The organism is Lysinibacillus sp. CTST325 (assembly GCF_054665055.1).
This window is the reverse complement of sequence record NZ_BAAFHO010000005.1, coordinates 22,245-37,834: the sequence shown is the minus strand read 5'-3', so window position 1 is coordinate 37,834 and position 15,590 is coordinate 22,245. Positions and strand designations below refer to the sequence as shown.

19 protein-coding genes are annotated in these 15,590 nt (G+C 36.2%); 15 read left to right on the top strand and 4 right to left on the bottom strand.

What is annotated here, in order from left to right; all coding sequences use genetic code 11:
- Positions 1–75: 75 nt before the first annotated feature.
- Together fumC and ACYQ73_RS13420 are read right to left on the bottom strand one after the other, a co-directional pair.
- Complete coding sequence (gene fumC / locus ACYQ73_RS13425) at positions 76–1,467, bottom strand: class II fumarate hydratase (RefSeq protein WP_460012952.1); 1,392 nt, start codon at positions 1,465–1,467, stop codon at positions 76–78.
- Positions 1,468–1,848: 381 nt separating this feature from the next.
- Positions 1,849–2,064 carry a hypothetical protein gene (locus ACYQ73_RS13420; protein WP_370083458.1) on the bottom strand — a complete coding sequence of 72 codons (216 nt, stop codon included), beginning with the start codon at positions 2,062–2,064 and terminating at the stop codon, positions 1,849–1,851.
- Between the two features lie 422 nt (positions 2,065–2,486).
- On the opposite strand from ACYQ73_RS13420, the gene ACYQ73_RS13415 reads away from it, so the two are divergent.
- The 4 genes from ACYQ73_RS13415 (at position 2,487) to ACYQ73_RS13400 (ending at position 6,275) form a co-directional block, all read left to right on the top strand.
- Complete coding sequence (locus ACYQ73_RS13415; protein ID WP_460012951.1) at positions 2,487–3,509, top strand: trypsin-like serine peptidase; 1,023 nt, start codon at positions 2,487–2,489, stop codon at positions 3,507–3,509.
- Between the two features lie 627 nt (positions 3,510–4,136).
- Entirely contained in the window at positions 4,137–4,868 is a 732-nt protein-coding gene (locus ACYQ73_RS13410; protein WP_460012950.1) for an AAA family ATPase, read from the top strand.
- A complete protein-coding gene (locus ACYQ73_RS13405) occupies positions 4,865–6,088 on the top strand; it encodes a GNAT family N-acetyltransferase (protein ID WP_460012949.1) in 1,224 nt (407 codons plus the stop codon). The genes ACYQ73_RS13410 and ACYQ73_RS13405 overlap by 4 nt, the downstream gene beginning before the upstream one ends.
- The gene (locus tag ACYQ73_RS13400) at positions 6,075–6,275 is read left to right on the top strand and encodes a hypothetical protein (RefSeq protein WP_460012948.1); all 201 of its coding nucleotides are present in this window, start codon (positions 6,075–6,077) and stop codon (positions 6,273–6,275) included. The genes ACYQ73_RS13405 and ACYQ73_RS13400 overlap by 14 nt, the downstream gene beginning before the upstream one ends.
- 76 nt (positions 6,276–6,351) lie before the next feature.
- Here the strand turns inward: ACYQ73_RS13400 and pdxR are convergent, their stop codons facing one another.
- Positions 6,352–7,743: a MocR-like pyridoxine biosynthesis transcription factor PdxR gene (gene pdxR / locus ACYQ73_RS13395; RefSeq protein ID WP_460012947.1), complete on the bottom strand. Its 1,392-nt coding sequence runs from the start codon at positions 7,741–7,743 to the stop codon at positions 6,352–6,354.
- 113 nt (positions 7,744–7,856) lie between these two features.
- Here pdxR and ACYQ73_RS13390 point away from each other — a divergent pair, with 113 nt between their 5' ends.
- The 9 genes from ACYQ73_RS13390 to ACYQ73_RS13350 all read left to right on the top strand — a co-directional run bounded on the left by ACYQ73_RS13390 (position 7,857) and on the right by ACYQ73_RS13350 (position 13,184).
- Positions 7,857–8,297, top strand: a complete 441-nt coding sequence (locus ACYQ73_RS13390; RefSeq protein ID WP_460012946.1) for a GNAT family N-acetyltransferase — start codon at positions 7,857–7,859, stop codon at positions 8,295–8,297.
- Between the two features lie 15 nt (positions 8,298–8,312).
- The gene (locus tag ACYQ73_RS13385; protein WP_460012945.1) at positions 8,313–8,741 is read left to right on the top strand and encodes a GNAT family N-acetyltransferase; all 429 of its coding nucleotides are present in this window, start codon (positions 8,313–8,315) and stop codon (positions 8,739–8,741) included.
- A 62-nt stretch (positions 8,742–8,803) separates the two neighbouring features.
- Positions 8,804–9,205, top strand: coding sequence for a hypothetical protein (locus tag ACYQ73_RS13380; protein WP_460012944.1), 402 nt, complete (start codon positions 8,804–8,806; stop codon positions 9,203–9,205).
- Between the two features lie 344 nt (positions 9,206–9,549).
- Complete coding sequence (locus ACYQ73_RS13375; protein ID WP_460012943.1) at positions 9,550–10,158, top strand: CPBP family intramembrane glutamic endopeptidase; 609 nt, start codon at positions 9,550–9,552, stop codon at positions 10,156–10,158.
- Positions 10,159–10,736: 578 nt separating this feature from the next.
- Positions 10,737–10,922: a helix-hairpin-helix domain-containing protein gene (locus ACYQ73_RS13370; RefSeq protein ID WP_460012942.1), complete on the top strand. Its 186-nt coding sequence runs from the start codon at positions 10,737–10,739 to the stop codon at positions 10,920–10,922.
- Positions 10,915–11,082, top strand: coding sequence for a hypothetical protein (locus tag ACYQ73_RS13365; protein ID WP_460012941.1), 168 nt, complete (start codon positions 10,915–10,917; stop codon positions 11,080–11,082). Before ACYQ73_RS13370 ends, ACYQ73_RS13365 begins: the two co-directional genes overlap by 8 nt.
- 8 nt (positions 11,083–11,090) lie before the next feature.
- Positions 11,091–11,714 (top strand): hypothetical protein, encoded by a 624-nt coding sequence (locus ACYQ73_RS13360; RefSeq protein ID WP_460012940.1) that lies wholly within the window; start codon positions 11,091–11,093, stop codon positions 11,712–11,714.
- Between the two features lie 122 nt (positions 11,715–11,836).
- Positions 11,837–12,355, top strand: a complete 519-nt coding sequence (locus tag ACYQ73_RS13355) for an RNA polymerase sigma factor (protein WP_460012939.1) — start codon at positions 11,837–11,839, stop codon at positions 12,353–12,355.
- Complete coding sequence (locus tag ACYQ73_RS13350; RefSeq protein ID WP_460012938.1) at positions 12,321–13,184, top strand: hypothetical protein; 864 nt, start codon at positions 12,321–12,323, stop codon at positions 13,182–13,184. The genes ACYQ73_RS13355 and ACYQ73_RS13350 overlap by 35 nt, the downstream gene beginning before the upstream one ends.
- A 102-nt stretch (positions 13,185–13,286) precedes the next feature.
- Here ACYQ73_RS13350 and ACYQ73_RS13345 read toward each other — a convergent pair whose 3' ends face one another.
- Positions 13,287–13,784: a DUF1648 domain-containing protein gene (locus ACYQ73_RS13345; RefSeq protein WP_460012937.1), complete on the bottom strand. Its 498-nt coding sequence runs from the start codon at positions 13,782–13,784 to the stop codon at positions 13,287–13,289.
- Positions 13,785–13,875: 91 nt separating this feature from the next.
- Between ACYQ73_RS13345 and ACYQ73_RS13340 the strand changes: the two genes are divergently transcribed.
- Both ACYQ73_RS13340 and ACYQ73_RS13335 read left to right on the top strand, forming a co-directional pair.
- Positions 13,876–14,616: a sulfite exporter TauE/SafE family protein gene (locus ACYQ73_RS13340; RefSeq protein WP_460012936.1), complete on the top strand. Its 741-nt coding sequence runs from the start codon at positions 13,876–13,878 to the stop codon at positions 14,614–14,616.
- A gap of 13 nt (positions 14,617–14,629) precedes the next feature.
- Complete coding sequence (locus ACYQ73_RS13335; RefSeq protein ID WP_460012935.1) at positions 14,630–15,565, top strand: PD-(D/E)XK nuclease family protein; 936 nt, start codon at positions 14,630–14,632, stop codon at positions 15,563–15,565.
- The last annotated feature ends 25 nt before the right edge of the window (positions 15,566–15,590 follow it).

Here is a 15,590-nt window from a genome sequence, read left to right as displayed (position 1 = left end):
CATAATGGAGCTATTATCTAAAAACGTTGATATATCATTGTTTTGAAGGTGCTGTGTGATGAACTTGCATTCCTGTTATTTTACATTTGGATAAATCATCGTCGCAGGGTCCACATATTCATCGAACTGTTCTTCTGTTAGTAAACCAGATGCAATTGCTGCTTCTTTTAATGTTGTGCCTTCTTTATGGGCTTGCTTCGCAATTTTTGCCGCATTTTCATAACCAATATAAGGGTTTAATGCAGTTACAAGCATTAGTGAATTTTGTAAATTGTGGTTAAGCACTTCTTTATTTGGCTCGATACCGATAGCACAATGATCATTAAATGATTTCATTGTGTCTGCTAGTAGGCGAGTTGATTGTAAGAAATTATAGATAATGACTGGTTTGAAGACATTTAGCTCAAAATTACCTTGGGAAGCGGCAAAGGCGATGGTTGCATCATTGCCAACAACTTGTGTAACGACCATGGTCATCGCTTCACTTTGAGTTGGATTTACTTTACCAGGCATAATGGATGAGCCTGGCTCGTTTTCTGGAATCGTAATTTCACCAATGCCAGAACGAGGACCACTCGCTAACCAGCGAACATCATTGGCAATTTTCATTAAGTCAGCTGCAAGAGCCTTTAATGCGCCATGTGCGACAACAGCTTCATCATGACTTGTCAGTGCATGGAATTTATTTGCTGCAGAAGTAAAATGTTTTCCTGTTAATTGACTAATTTCTGCTGCTACACGCTCACCAAATTCGGGATGTGCGTTAATACCCGTACCAACTGCTGTTCCACCAATCGCTAGTTCCTTCATATATTCAATATTTTGGGCAATCATTTGCTCAGATTTTGCAAGCATTGCTACCCAGCCACTAATTTCTTGACCTAAAGTTAAAGGTGTGGCGTCTTGTAAATGTGTACGACCAATTTTAATAATATCTTTAAAATTCTCTGCTTTGTTATCAAGTGTAGCTTTTAGTAAACGTAGTCGCGGCAGTAAATAATCTTCAACTTTTAACACTGCAGCAATATGCAAAGCCGTTGGGAAAGTATCGTTTGAGCTTTGAGATTTATTGACATCATCGTTTGGATGGATGCGTTCAGCCTCTCCAGCATTTTGTAGAAGTTGGTTTGCACGGTGCGCAATTACTTCATTGACGTTCATATTTGACTGTGTACCACTACCAGTTTGCCAAACTACAAGAGGGAATTGATCGTCCCATTGACCATTTAAAATTTCGTCAGCTGCTTGCACAATCGCATTTGATTTTATATCTGAAAGCTTACCTAATTTATTATTGGCCATTGCAGCACTTTTCTTTAAAATGGCCATTGCTTGAACTAGCTCAATAGGCATTTGTTCTGTTCCGATTTGGAAATTCTCTTTACTGCGCTGTGTTTGAGCACCCCAAATTTTATCTGCAGGTACTTTTATTTCACCCATAGTATCTTTTTCAATACGATAATCCATGTAAAACAGCTCCTTTATATATGTAAATCTCTCCAATTAATAAAACATCCGACGGAGAACTTAACTTTTTTCAACGGGTGTCAAACATCTGCTGAAAGAAGTTAAAAAACGGATATTCTTAGTCTGATGTAAGAATATCCGTTTGATACATGCTTATTTCAAAAAAATAGGGGGGATTCTGAACTAAGCATTGCGGAGTGAAGAAATAATCTATTGATAATGATAATTGTTATCAATTAAAAAGTCAAATACTTTTCTTGAATAGATTTTATCGTTGAGAATAATTCGCAATGTATTTTTCTCTTAGAGTTCGATTCCCGTTTTTTAAAAAGTTAAAACGCTATCATTAAATGATAGCGTCGGAAGATAAATAGGGAAGAGCTATCGCTTCTTCTTGCCAATTTCTTTTAAGGGTTGTTTTTTAGGTATTTTTTCAAAAATGATACTTACCTGATAGTTGTTGTCGTCAATTTGAACAATCTGAACAACTTTTGCTTTACGCCCTTTAATTTTAATGTTCTCTTCGACAGTAGGTAAATTTACGAGCAGCTGACTTAAAACGGACGTCTTGTTTTCATAAAAATGAGTTACAAACATTATTCTTCTCCTTATAACTTTTTTAATGAACCTGGAAAAAAACCATTCATGTTAGTTGCTCTACGAGGATAATTAGCAGGGGGAAGGTTTTACTCAATGTATGAAAAGAGCTTAAAATCTAGAACATTTTACATAATGTTAATTCGTAGAGAAAAGATTTTATTCCTGAAGTTTGAAATGGATAATAAGAACACTAAATTGTAGCATTGCTATTTTTAGTTCTCCTAAGATAGACGTCAGTCTCTTGGCATTAAATTTATAGGACTGAAGTATTAAGTCCAAATAGCGAAAATTAAAGCTATCAAAAGGATTTTGAATATATTCAGAATTATTTATATTTTACCAATTTTTAATATTTTCTCTTTATTTTTCCTTTCAATTCTATTAAACTATAAATAGACTAAACCAAAAGGAGGAGTAAAATGAAAAAAATTACTATTAGGTTATTCTTTATGCTTATCTTTTTATTAGTACCAATGAATGTTTTTGCTGAGGAGTCTTTAGGTGAATTTTCATTTGATCCAAGTAAAATGTCACATCCTTATGACATGGTAAACTCGAAAGGTGAAATCATTAAGTATGAAGAGTTTAATGTAAGCAATTCGCAATTAATTAATGAAATACCAAGTGTTCAGGGTTCGGGAGAAATTTCGCCCGTCCAAATTGATTCAATAATGGAAGGTCACTCGTTTATCGATATCACACCACCACCAGTTGTTATTAATGATTCTACTGCTAGAGGACCATTACAAATATCACCACGGATTGTCATCGGTGACGATAGTAGAAAAAAAGTAGAGAATACTAAAGAATTGCCATATAGTGCAATTACGTATATTGAAATAAATTGGCCTGATGGAAAAGGTGGTTCTTGTACAGGTTCTTTAATTGGCAAAAATAAAGTTTTAACAAATGGACATTGTGTAATAAATCCGGAAACAAAAGAAACTATAACTAGTGCAAAGGTTTACCCTGGTGTAAGTAATAGTGTTGGATTATTTGGTTCTTATAATGTTAATGATTATTATGTAGCTGCTAATTGGGCTTCAACTGGTTCGAGCTCTGAAGACTTCGCTATTCTTGTTTTAGATGTATCAAAAGATAGTAAACAGGCGGGAGATGTTGCAGGAACTCTTGGAATCAAACAGGTGAATAATCTTCTTAATCAAAATATCGGTATTTATGGTTATCCGGGAGATTTAATGCAGGCAAGTGGTGAAATTTCTCAATTTGGTACGAGAGGAAATATTACTAGAGAGGATGCATCTGTAGCCTTTTATACAATTGATACTGCACCAGGACAATCAGGTTCAGCATTAATAAACACCGATAATCAAATTGTAGGTGTTCATAGAGGTTCATTCGTTATTAATGGGAACCCTATGAACGGGGGACCTAAGATGAACTCTTATATGTTTAATTTTATTTCCAAAGCTTTAGAGTAAAATTACTAATAATGTAGACAAACTGAGAATTTCGGTTTGTCTATTTTTTTGACGCTGAAAAATAAGAGTTAACTAAATTGGGCATCCCAAACCAAAAGGTGGTGCTATGTATTCGGGACATTGAAATAGAAAATATTCAATTGAACTGTCATTATCCTAGCTTTTACAGATGATGTTATAGGTACATTTATTGCAAGTACTAAATTAATATTAGCTATAGAGAGAAAAATACCAGTTCAAAATGAGCTGTTCTTTGTACTGTTTATGTTTAAAGATTGAGTGAGTCTGATTATGCTATTTCATTGTTTTTTGTAAATCGCTATATTATGGCATAATTTTATTATTTTTTATTGCAACTTTCGACATGTTTTTTATTTATTTCTCGGGAAATATTTCATAGATATTTATCGTTACAGCAGTGTTATTAATGCTCATAATATATTTTTTATAGCTAGTGAATAGGTATTGTTATAGGTCAAGTTCAAAGATGAGTTTATGATTTGTTCTAATGTTTTGATTTTTTTGCCTTTGGTTTTTTATTATCATTGATTTCCTTTAAAGCTATACGTGGCTTATGTTTGGAAAAAAGCGTAGGCACGTTATAATAGTAGTAAGGGAGGAAACGAAATGTATTTAAAATCATGTAAGGTAATACAGAGAGATATTGTAGATAAAGACCAGTATCCCTTTAATATACCCAGTTTGCAGGATTTACAGGAGCTAGAGTTTCCTACGAACGTGACCTTCTTCGTAGGGGAAAATGGCTCTGGGAAATCAACCTTATTGGAGGCTATAGCTGATCGCTGTGATTTTAATACAGCGGGGGGCGGCCGTCAAAATTTATATGAAGTACATAAAGCGGAATCTGCACTTGGAGAATTCATCCGTTTATCCTGGTGGCCAAAGGTTTCAAATGGCTTTTTTCTACGTTCGGAAACGTTTTATCAATTTGCGAGTCATATTGATTTGTTGGATAATCATCCTAATAAGTATGCCGCTTTTGGTGGTAAGTCGTTACATCATCAATCACATGGGGAGTCCTTTTTATCACTATTTATGCATCGCTTTAAAGGTAAGGCAATTTATTTATTGGATGAGCCTGAAGCGGCTTTGTCACCTACGAGACAGCTGAGCCTACTCAAAATTATCAAAGATTTAGAGCATGAGGCACAATTTATTATCGCTACACATTCACCTATTTTGCTTGGTTATCCAAATGCTACAATCTATAGTTTTGATAATGGGGAGATTGAATCTATTCGTTATGAGGATACTATACATTATATTGTTACGAAGCGCTTTTTAAATGCACCGGAAACCATTTTTTCAGAGTTATTTGATGAGGAGAGAGAATCATGAATCAACGTAAAGGCTTAGTCATGCGAGAAATTCGATTAGATGAAATGGCACAGTCAATAGATTTGCTTAATTATGTTTTTCAAATGTCCATGTCCATTCACAAGGATCGTCGCTTTGTGAATGCTAAAAGTAAGCAATTTAATGAGGGACATGCGATTGGTTGGTTCGATGGTTCACATCTTGTATCTCAAATTTTAAGCCTACCATTTGAAGTAAATGTTCATGGTAGGATTTATGAAATGGGAGGCATTACGGCGGTCGGAACGTACCCTGAATATTCTAGGCATGGTTTGATGGAGAGCCTTATTATCGAGAGCCTAGAGCGGATGCGAAACGAGGGATTGTGTATATCCTATTTATTTCCATATTCTATCCCGTATTACCGAAAAAAAGGCTGGGAAATTATGAGTGATATTGTGGAATTTCAAATTAAGGATACACAGCTTCCACACTATAAAGGCTTAAACGGGAAAATTCGTCGTGTCGATCCGAAACATGAAGATGTTGTGACCATTTATGCGCACTATGCCAAGAAGACGCACGGTGTCATGGTTCGTAATAGTATCGCTTGGAACGAAAAGTTTCAAGAAGATTTTTGGGAGGAAAAATTTATCGATAGTGATGTGAACCTCCAGGCAGCTGTGTATTATGACGAAGATGATATGCCACAGGGTTATATGTTTTACCGTATTATGGAGGAAAATTATTACATCGATGAAATTGTCTATTTGCAGGAAGAGGCGCGTAAAGGCTTATGGAACTTTGTCTCAGCACATAGCTCGATGATTTATAATGTCTATGGTAAAACAACTGGCAATGAAGCCGTTGCCTTTCTATTAGAGGATAGTGAAATTATACAAAAGGTATCCCCTTATTTTATGGCGCGAATTGTAGATGTAAAAGAATTTCTGTTACGCTACCCATTTACGGGAAATGATTTTCAGCTTCGACTCGCTGTTAGTGATCGCATTGTGGCATGGAATAATGGCACATTTGTTATAACGAAGCACGACGGAAAAGTTGCAGTTGAAAAGGTAAGTGAGACACAATCAGAAAATGCTATTCAACTAACGGTTCAAACACTTGCCACGATGTTACTAGGCTATAAACGACCAAGCTATTTAGAAAAAATCGAGCGTTTACAGGGTAATGCCATTGAAATTGCACTACTAGAGACGGTACTACCAGTAGGCATCCCAACGTTTATTGATTATTTTTAAAAAATTAAGAGGAATTTGTGCAGAGACAGCTGTGCAGATTCCTTTTTTATGGGTTCAAAAGAAAACTGCTCAGGTCATCGCAAGAACAGCTCAAATCCAAGAGAAAACCGAAATCAGTTCACCCAAAGGCTCGCTCGGGTTAAAAGCATATTGGCAATATCGAGAAAGTGGAGAATACAATTTCTGAGCAACTATGTTGAATGTGCTTGATGCAACATATGATGATCGAGATAAAGAGTAGCCATAACCATAGCAGTTATGACTTATAATTCCGTTATCCAAGCTTTTCTTAGCAGTTGTACACCGAGAATGATTTCCTCCATTTTTAGCTTACTAAAGCCTAATTGTATAATGGGCACAGAGCTTGGCTGTTGTAGAAAATATGGGCTGGTAGGGTAGACCTTGACTCCGTATTGTTGTGCATTTTGAATGAGCTGCTCTTCTGAAAATTGTGTATGAACCTTGACCAATATATAAAGCCCAGATTGTTCTCCGAGTATCGTAATTTTTTTTCCAAACTGTTTGTTAAGCTCCTCTACAAGAGCATTTATTTTATGTTTATAGGTGATACGCATTCTTTTAATATGGCGTGTCCATTCACCTTGTTTCATGAATTTCGCCATTGTTAATTGATGTAAGAACGAAGCATTATGTTCAAAATGAGCAAAGCGTTCTTTATATGGCTGAACAAGTGCTTTCGGTAGCACCATATAGCTTAAACGAATTGCTGGTAAAAACGATTTTGAAAATGTCCCCATATAAATAACACGTGACTTGTCGATTGAGGCGAGAGCAGGAAATGGCTGTTGCGTATAACGGAATTCACCATCATAATCATCCTCAAGTATATAACCATCCACTTTTTTAGCCCACTGAATTAAAGCTTGCCGCTGCTGTATGCTCATAGAAACGCCGAATGGAAAATGATGAGAAGGTGTGACATAGAGTAAGCGCGAATGTAAATGCTTTAAATGCTCAAGCCGTGCACCGTTTTCCGACACAGGTAATGTCTCTATCTGAAAGCCATGCAGCTTGAACGCTTCTCGTGCACCGTTGTAGCCAGGGTCTTCTAAAATAACACTTGGGAAATCCTGCTTTAATAGAAATCCTAGATAAATTAACATTTGTTGCGTGCTACTACCGATAACAATGTCCTCTTCATTTACATGAACACCACGAGCTTGAAGTAAATAATGCATAAGCTGTTCCTTTAGAAGTGGCTCACCGAAAGGTTCGCCATATTCATAGCACTTTTGTAAAGGTAACACTTGATTAGCCATTTGACGCCATACTTTCAGTGGAAAATGCTGTTGATCGACGGCGCCAGCCCGAAAGTCAATGATGACATCTCCACTGTTAGTTTTAATTTCTTGCGTAAGGCTTGGCCACTCTTCCTCCTGAAGAAAAACTTTTTCAAATTCATTCACGAAATATCCCTTTCGCCCTTCACCACGTATATATCCTTCCGCTACGAGCTGCTCATAGGCAATTAAAGTTGTATTCCGACTGACATGTAAAGTTTCGGCTAGCCTTCGAATAGAAGGAAGAGAATCATTCGTTGTCAATCTCCCTTGTTCGATTAACCATTTGATTTGCTGATAAATTTGTTTATATTTTGCCTCTTCGTCTGTGAATAAGAAAATAAAATCCTCCATAAAGCGCCTCCTTGACATGTTGGAATGTAGCGAACTGTTTCTTTTTAAATGTCAGTTAGTTTTTTATCATAATACAAGAATTACATATTAAAAGAAATGGGGGAGAAACGATAATGGAGATTTGTACAGTAACCTTAGCAACAGTTGGAGACGTAGTGCCATTATTTAATGCTTATCGAGAATTTTACGGTCAGCCATCAGATTTAGAACAGGCTGAGCAGTTTCTGATGGAGCGTTTAAATAAAGGGGAGTCAGTTATTTTTCTTGCTTATTTGGATGCGCAGCCAGTTGGTTTTGTCCAGCTCTATCCTATTTTTTCATCTGTGGCATTGAAACAGGCGTTTATTTTAAACGATTTATTTGTGGCAGAGCATGCTAGGAAGCAAGGCGTAGCACAGGACCTAATTGAACAGTGTTATTCATACTGTATACAGAATGATGCACGGTATATTGGGTTAGAAACAGCGACAGACAACGTTCGTGCTCAAAAACTATATGAGAAGCTCGGAATGAAAATAGACGATGGAGTATTTCATTATATTAAATATTGGTAAGAGGTGGTTCGAATAATGACCATAACAATCAAACAATTAACAACACAGCAGGGGTGGATGGAAGCATATGACGTTATGGTGCAGCTTCGTACGGAATTAACAGTAGAAAAGTACCTTCAACTATTAAAGGAAATGACCCAAGATGGCTATATGTTATTTGCTTTATACGAAAATATGAAGATTGTGGCTGTCGCCGGATTAAGTTGGAGAGTCAACTTTTACAGTGAACGTCATATGTTTGTCTATGATTTAGTAACGGATGAGGCCTATCGTTCAAGAGGTTATGGTGAAAAATTATTGCATTATCTTCACCAATGGGGCAAAGAAAATGGCGCACACTATATTGCTTTAGAGTCAGGTATTCAAAGGGTGAGTGCACATCGCTTTTATGAAGATCGATTAAGGTATGAAAAATGGTGCTATTCTTTCCGAAAAGCATTGTGATCTAAAAGGAATATGATTTTTTAAAACCTCACACACTAGTGGAAACATGCAGGAGGTTTAAAATGAAAGCATCGTTCAAAAAATTATTTCTCATGAGCATACTTATAATGAGCTTTACACCAATTGGTTATGCAAATAATGTAATTCAACAACATGCAAATGGTGATGAAGGACAGCTTGTTTACCACGTAAAGTACGACTATGCTGCTATATGTAATGTTCTTGGTATCACGCAAGACGTGTATGATCAATACTGGAAAGAAGGACTTTCAATTGTCGATATGGCAAAAAAGGAAGGGATAGAACGCCGTGAGATTGAAAGTTATTTTATCACTTTCCACTATCAAGAAATGCAAAAATGGCGCAAGAAGGGTCCAATGAATGAGCGTCATTATTTCCATTTAGTTTATGAATTAAAAGATGAAATTACAGAATTTATTGAACGAAATCCGAATAAAGAGTGAAAGCGACTAGATTTTTTCTAGTCGCTTTTTAAAGGTTTATTCACCGAATAATATTTAATTTTTATTTATAAAAGATAATTATTTAATGATTATCATTAAAAATATCTTGATTCCAACTCTGCTATTTAATATGCTTAACATGAAGAAGGACGCAATATAGAGTACCGACAAAGTTTCCACATCAAGCGGCGGAAAAGCTGGAGTTAGCGGCGCAATTCAAACATTAAGCGGCGGAAAAGCGGAAGTTACCGGTGAACTTCAAACATCAACCAGCGATTTCCGGAAAACAGCTTACCATCACTTGTCATTCTTCATGTAAAACATTTTGAACAGGGGGAAAAATTATGGTTTTGGAAAGTGCAATAAGCGCAATTTTTCAGGTGATTTTATTTTCGGGTATACCGTTTATTTGGTGGTTTTTCTCAGCAAGAAAGGAACAATCATTTCTAAAATGGCTAGGACTCCAAAAGCCTGTCATTGAAAATAAAGGGAATTATTTTGTATGGTTTTTATTCATTATTGTTGTAATGTTCGGTTCAATCTTGCCAATTACTTATTTCTATCTAGACAGTACAATCTTAGCGTCAAATCGTTTTACAGGACTTGGTTTTTCAGCCCTCATACCAGCCTTTTTCTATGCTATTGTACAAACAGGATTGTCAGAAGAGCTGTTGTTCCGGGGTTTTTTACTGAAAAGATTCATGCATAGGTTTGGTTTTCAAATAGGAAATATCGTACAAAGTTTACTATTTGGCATTTTACATGGATTGATGATGTTTTCTTTTATTCCTTTTGGAGTCGTCGTGCTAATTGTTATGGCAACCGCGTTTGCAGGTTATTTAATGGGGTGGATCAATGAACGAAAATCTAATGGCTCTATCCTAACAAGCTGGGGTATACATGGCATTAGTAATCTGATTGCCTCCTTCCTAGCAATGTTTAATGTGCTATGAAGACTTGGCTCATTTGCATTTCATCATGTTCGATTGCATAATAAAGCAGAGAGGTGATTGAAGTGCAGTTCATCAAGCAGATAGTAAAAGGATGCTTGATTGTTGGATTTATATTAACTTCTTTCAGCAGCTGAAAGAAGCTAAAGCCTCCGGCGGATGTCACGAAATCGGAAAGGAGTTAATAAAGGATGTTAGCCTAAAATCATCGCATTCATGCGATAACGGCTAACTGACTTGCATCGTTACTGTGTTGCTGTCGCTACGCTTTCGCGCAAAAACGACTGTGTTGCTGTCGCTTCGCTTTCGCACAGACAAAGACACGTTGCTACCGCTACGTTAGCACTGCACTTTTGCACAAAAAACATGTGCAGGCCTAAGCGCAAAGCCGATTCAGGACGCAATTATGCCGAGGCATAATTGATTCGGAGGGCGTAATATCACCGCAATATGCCGTTATTATCATATAGCATTTACGACTTTTTTTGTTGATTATCATGTCGTCTTACTAGCTATACTATTTAATAGGTATTATAGGAACAGAGTTATTCAATAGACGAGAAAAGAAGGGACGAGCATAAATGACGGAATGGCCAAAGGGCGTAGCGAAGCCTGCTATACGTGCATTAAATGCGGCAGGATATACACGATTAGAGCAATTGGAAAAGGTTGATTTATCGACGTTAAAAAAATTACACGGGATGGGACCGAAAGCATTAACGGCCATTGAAGCAGCATTAAATGAAAGTAGGGAGAACAGTGAATAAACTAACATTATTATTAGTGGCAATGGTGGTTTATTATATCCTTGTTGTTCTCGTAATTAGTAAGTTATTTATTATTCCTCTCATGAAGTTTATGGCGTTAGTATTTTTCCTTGGAGCTGGCTTTATTTTTTCTCGAAAAATGCGGAAGAAACTACAGTAGGAGGAATTATGAAAATTATAAAACTAACCATATTTTATTTGTTCATTTTTATTTTAACATTATTACTATCATTAGCAGGAGTTCGCCTATCCATTACAATCGGCATTATTGCTCTTATTGTGATCGTAATGATTTATAGACATATACATATTTTATTTAGGACAAATAATATGACGATGGTAGATAAATTAGTAAAAAATCGTAAAAATGATCCGTTTTTTGCCTATCTTTACGCTGTTGCATATGGTACAAGTGAAGACCAGCTTCATTCATTAGAAACAGCCATCGTAAAATATAAGCAGCCAGCAATGAAGTATAACTGTAAATTTATAAAGGCAATCATGGAAGAGAATTTAGAGGAAGCAAAAGATGCGGCTAATAAAATAAATAAAGAGCCTTTAACTAGCTATGCAAAATGTTATATCGCAGCATTTGAAGGACGAACAACAGACATGCGAAGTGATCAGCTTACACAGCCGTGGATGCAGCCAGCAATTGAAGCGGTTTATGCATACAAAATAAAGAATGAAACAGCCCTTCATCATCATGCCCAGGAAAGCATTGAAATGGCTCGTGGTGTACAAAAATATGTGTTAATACATACATTTGAAAATATGAAAACGGATCTTTAAAAAATTTAGGCTACTTGATACTATATGGTGTCAGGTAGCCTATTTTTTAACTTAGTAAATTTACACTTAAACATACAAATCTTGTTTACTCATTCGTCTAATGAAGTAAGAGAGGTGAGAAGATGGAGTTTGATGAGCTTTATGAACAATATTTTCAATGCATTTATCAATTTATTTACTATATGGTCTCGGATCCAGGTTTAGCGGAGGATTTAACGCAGGAAACCTTTATCCGTGTTTATAAAGGACAGTTTAGAAATGAGGCTTCTATGGGCACTTATATAAGGAGAATTGCACGAAACCTTGTCTATGATACATATAGAAAAAAAGCACTTATTAAATGGCTACCATTTCAAAAAGAACATGAAAAAAGGGAGACACAATATGTACCGCATGATTGGATTATGCAGTCTGAGGAGCGTCGGCTATTATATGAAGCAATCCAATTATTAAAGCCTGAATATCGAGAGGTTCTTATTTACAGAAAAATTGAAGAGTTGAATTTAGCCGAAACTAGTGAAATTTTAGGGTGGTCTACAGTAAAAATAGCGAATACACAGCGAAATGCTATGAAGGCTTTAGAGAAAATACTTGGGGGTGATGAATTTGGATTTAAACAATCGACTGAAGGAACTCAATAAATTACCAGAGGATCAGGCTGTAAAGGCCCGTATTTATGAACACATTCACCATAAGAAAAGAAATGGCTTAACGTTATGGAAGGAAAGTTTTTTACTACTAACGATTGCCATGATTGCTCTATTTTTAATTTTAATCCCACAAAATTCATCACCACCTCAAACTGCTGATAATCAATCCATCCAAGCAATTTATAAGCATTTCGGAGGAAAAGAAGGGAAATTCTTTGCGCGAAGTTCAAGTTTGTATATTTCTATAAAGAAGGTTGAAGATATAAAAGTTTATAGCTTTTTGGAAGACTTAACACAGTATGTCGAAAAGGCAGATGGAAAGTTAGGTAATCATATTGCAGATGTAGTCGTTGTTAAAGATCATCGGGAAGAGCGCTATCAGATTTCAGATACAGGCATGCTAAATGTTGATTCGGGCCAGTTTTTTATTGGGAATTCTGACATGTATGATGAAGTATTTCAAACATTATACTCTGTAGAAACAATACCATGGATATATATCCTGCCACTTATTATGGTATCTGTAAATATATTCTCTATGTACTATTATAAACGTCATAATCTACAAGGATCTAAACCATCTAAGCGTATTTGGTGGCTGTTAGTACTTGTACTTGCGATGCTTTCAAGCATTTTTGCTTGGGCAACATGGGTCGGTCCATTGTATAAACCATTAATGATTATGTTTGCATTTTTATATGGTTTCATTATTTGGCTTAATCTAAAGCGAGAGGTACAGACATATTCCATATATAAAGTAGAAACAATAAAAATTAGTATTATTAGTGCAACACTTGTTTTAATTATTATGCTTTATTAATTGATTTAATAATAACCACGTATACCTTTTGCATAAGAGACAATTGCAAAGGTATAGGTGGTTTTAATTACCCATCAACACAGTTTAGGAACGAGGTATGCTCTATTCCTTTTTATTCAATAAAATCCCACGAACGACTCCCATGATTAATATAGTACACAGTACAAATAGAAATAAATAAGCATGCCACTGCTGTAAAATACGGTTATGGCCTAAAGCTACTGTTAAGTCATTGAAAAGTGAATATGTAAAGTACAGTAGTATACTATTTTTGATGAGACAAAAAATAATGATCCCATTTTGTCGCTCTGTATGAGATAAGGTAGCCTTATTTTTACGTGGGATAGGATAAGCAGCTCTAATCTCTAAGTATTGTAAAAGTAAAAATAGCATGAAGGCAATAAAGGGTAAATAAAAAATAGCGATTTTCGGACCAAATTGCGCATGTTCACTTGTAAAGCTTTGCAAAACGGGTATAGTTGCGGGGAGCTTACTGTATTGGATAAGCGTTGCCGTAATGCCAGCTAAAAAAATGGTCGCGACAATAAGCGTTAGTGGCTTACAAAAACGCGGTGTAAGTGTTTTTTGTTGTTCAAGCATTCGTTCACCTCGTAGTTTTTCTTAAAAAGTAGCAGTCTGTTATACTGTATCATATGAATACCATCATGTGTGTCATAGAAAGAAGGATGAGATGGAATACTTGTTGTTTTTACTAATAGGCATCACTGGCAACGTCATTGGAACATTAGTTGGAGGTGGTGGGTTAATTACATTACCGACTATGATGTTAATGGGGATACCGGTCCATTCAGCGATCGGTGCGAATAAGGTTTCAAATATGGTCAGCGCCTTTTCAAGCTTCTACACGATTTATAAAAGAAAAGAACTGTCATGGTCGGAAATGCGTTCAGTACTACTTGTTTCCCTAATAGGTGGTACCCTTGGGGGGCTGTTTGCATCGTTTATGAGCAGTCAAACATTGACGTTCATCGCGATTATTTTATTAGGCTTTGCCCTTATTATGTCCTTTATAGGTGGGGCTGAATTTGGAGAAAAAGAAAGCTTTACAATGAATCGCAAAAACGGTCCAATACTTCTTGGTGTTGGTTTTTATGATGGGATGTTCGGTCCTGGAAGCAGCACGCTGGCACTTTATACATATGCTCATGAGAAAATCTCTTACATGAAAGCTGTAGGTCTGTCACGTGTAGGTGTTTTTGCGATGTGCTCAGGAGCCGCAATTACGTATATTGCCACAGGTAAAATTGATTGGCCATTGACCATTGTTTTAATGGTTGGTTCTGTCATTGGTGCGCAAATAGGAATTATCCTTGCAAGAAAGGTTAAAGCAAATCAAGTAAAGCTATTACTACGTATTGTAACCATTGTGCTAATAGTACAACTCATATATGATTTTATCAAACAGATATAGGGAGGCGATATCCATGTTTGAAATCACACCTTTTCCATCTTTTTCGTGGTCTCTGTCACGTCATAAAACATTAACAAGCTGTGCGCGAAAATATGGCTATGAATATTATTTTTCTCATAATGGCTGGCTAAGTTACAATGTGGAGCCGTATCATCAACATGTCTATCGCCTAAAAAAGCTGCAATCTATGCCGATTTTATTTGGGCAAATTGTCCATCATTTAATAGAGCAATCGATCAATGATTATTTGCAAACCGGCAAAGCGCCGACTGTTGATGAACTAGTAAACCGTGCACGTGGCCAGCTTAATGCCGCTTTTATCGATTCTACACGCCATATAGATTTATGGAGACATAAGCCGAATAAATTTTATATGATGCAGGATATTTATTACGAAGGGCAGTTAAATCCTGAACTTGTACAGGACTATAAGGAGCGAATGACCGCAGTCTTTGACAACTTTCTTAACAGTGAAACTTTCCAGCAAATTACCGCTCAAAAAGGCTCCCTAAGAATTGGTGAGCCTGAACAATTTCGTTCCATGAAAATAGAGGGGATACAAGTTTTCGTCGTAATGGATTTCCATTATTATGATGAAATAGCAGACAAGTGGATTATTATCGACTGGAAAACAGGCGGAGAGTCCGATGATGATCGACAGCAATTAGCGCTCTACGCATACTATATTCAGCAGAAATATCGCGTATCTCTTGACCAAATTGATGTCTATAATGAATATTTATTGACAGGCAAACGAAAAAAATATGCCTTTACAGCATTTGATATGGACAATATTTTACATACGTTTCAGCGAAGTGTACTAGAAATGAAAAAGTATCAAGCAGATATTTTCTCCAATGAACCCGTGGACTTTGAGGATTTTGAGCAAACCCTTGAAAAATGGCACTGTAAAGGGTGTAATTTTAAAGAGTTATGTGTGCAGAATTGAGCAGAAAATGGAGTAAGTAATCAAA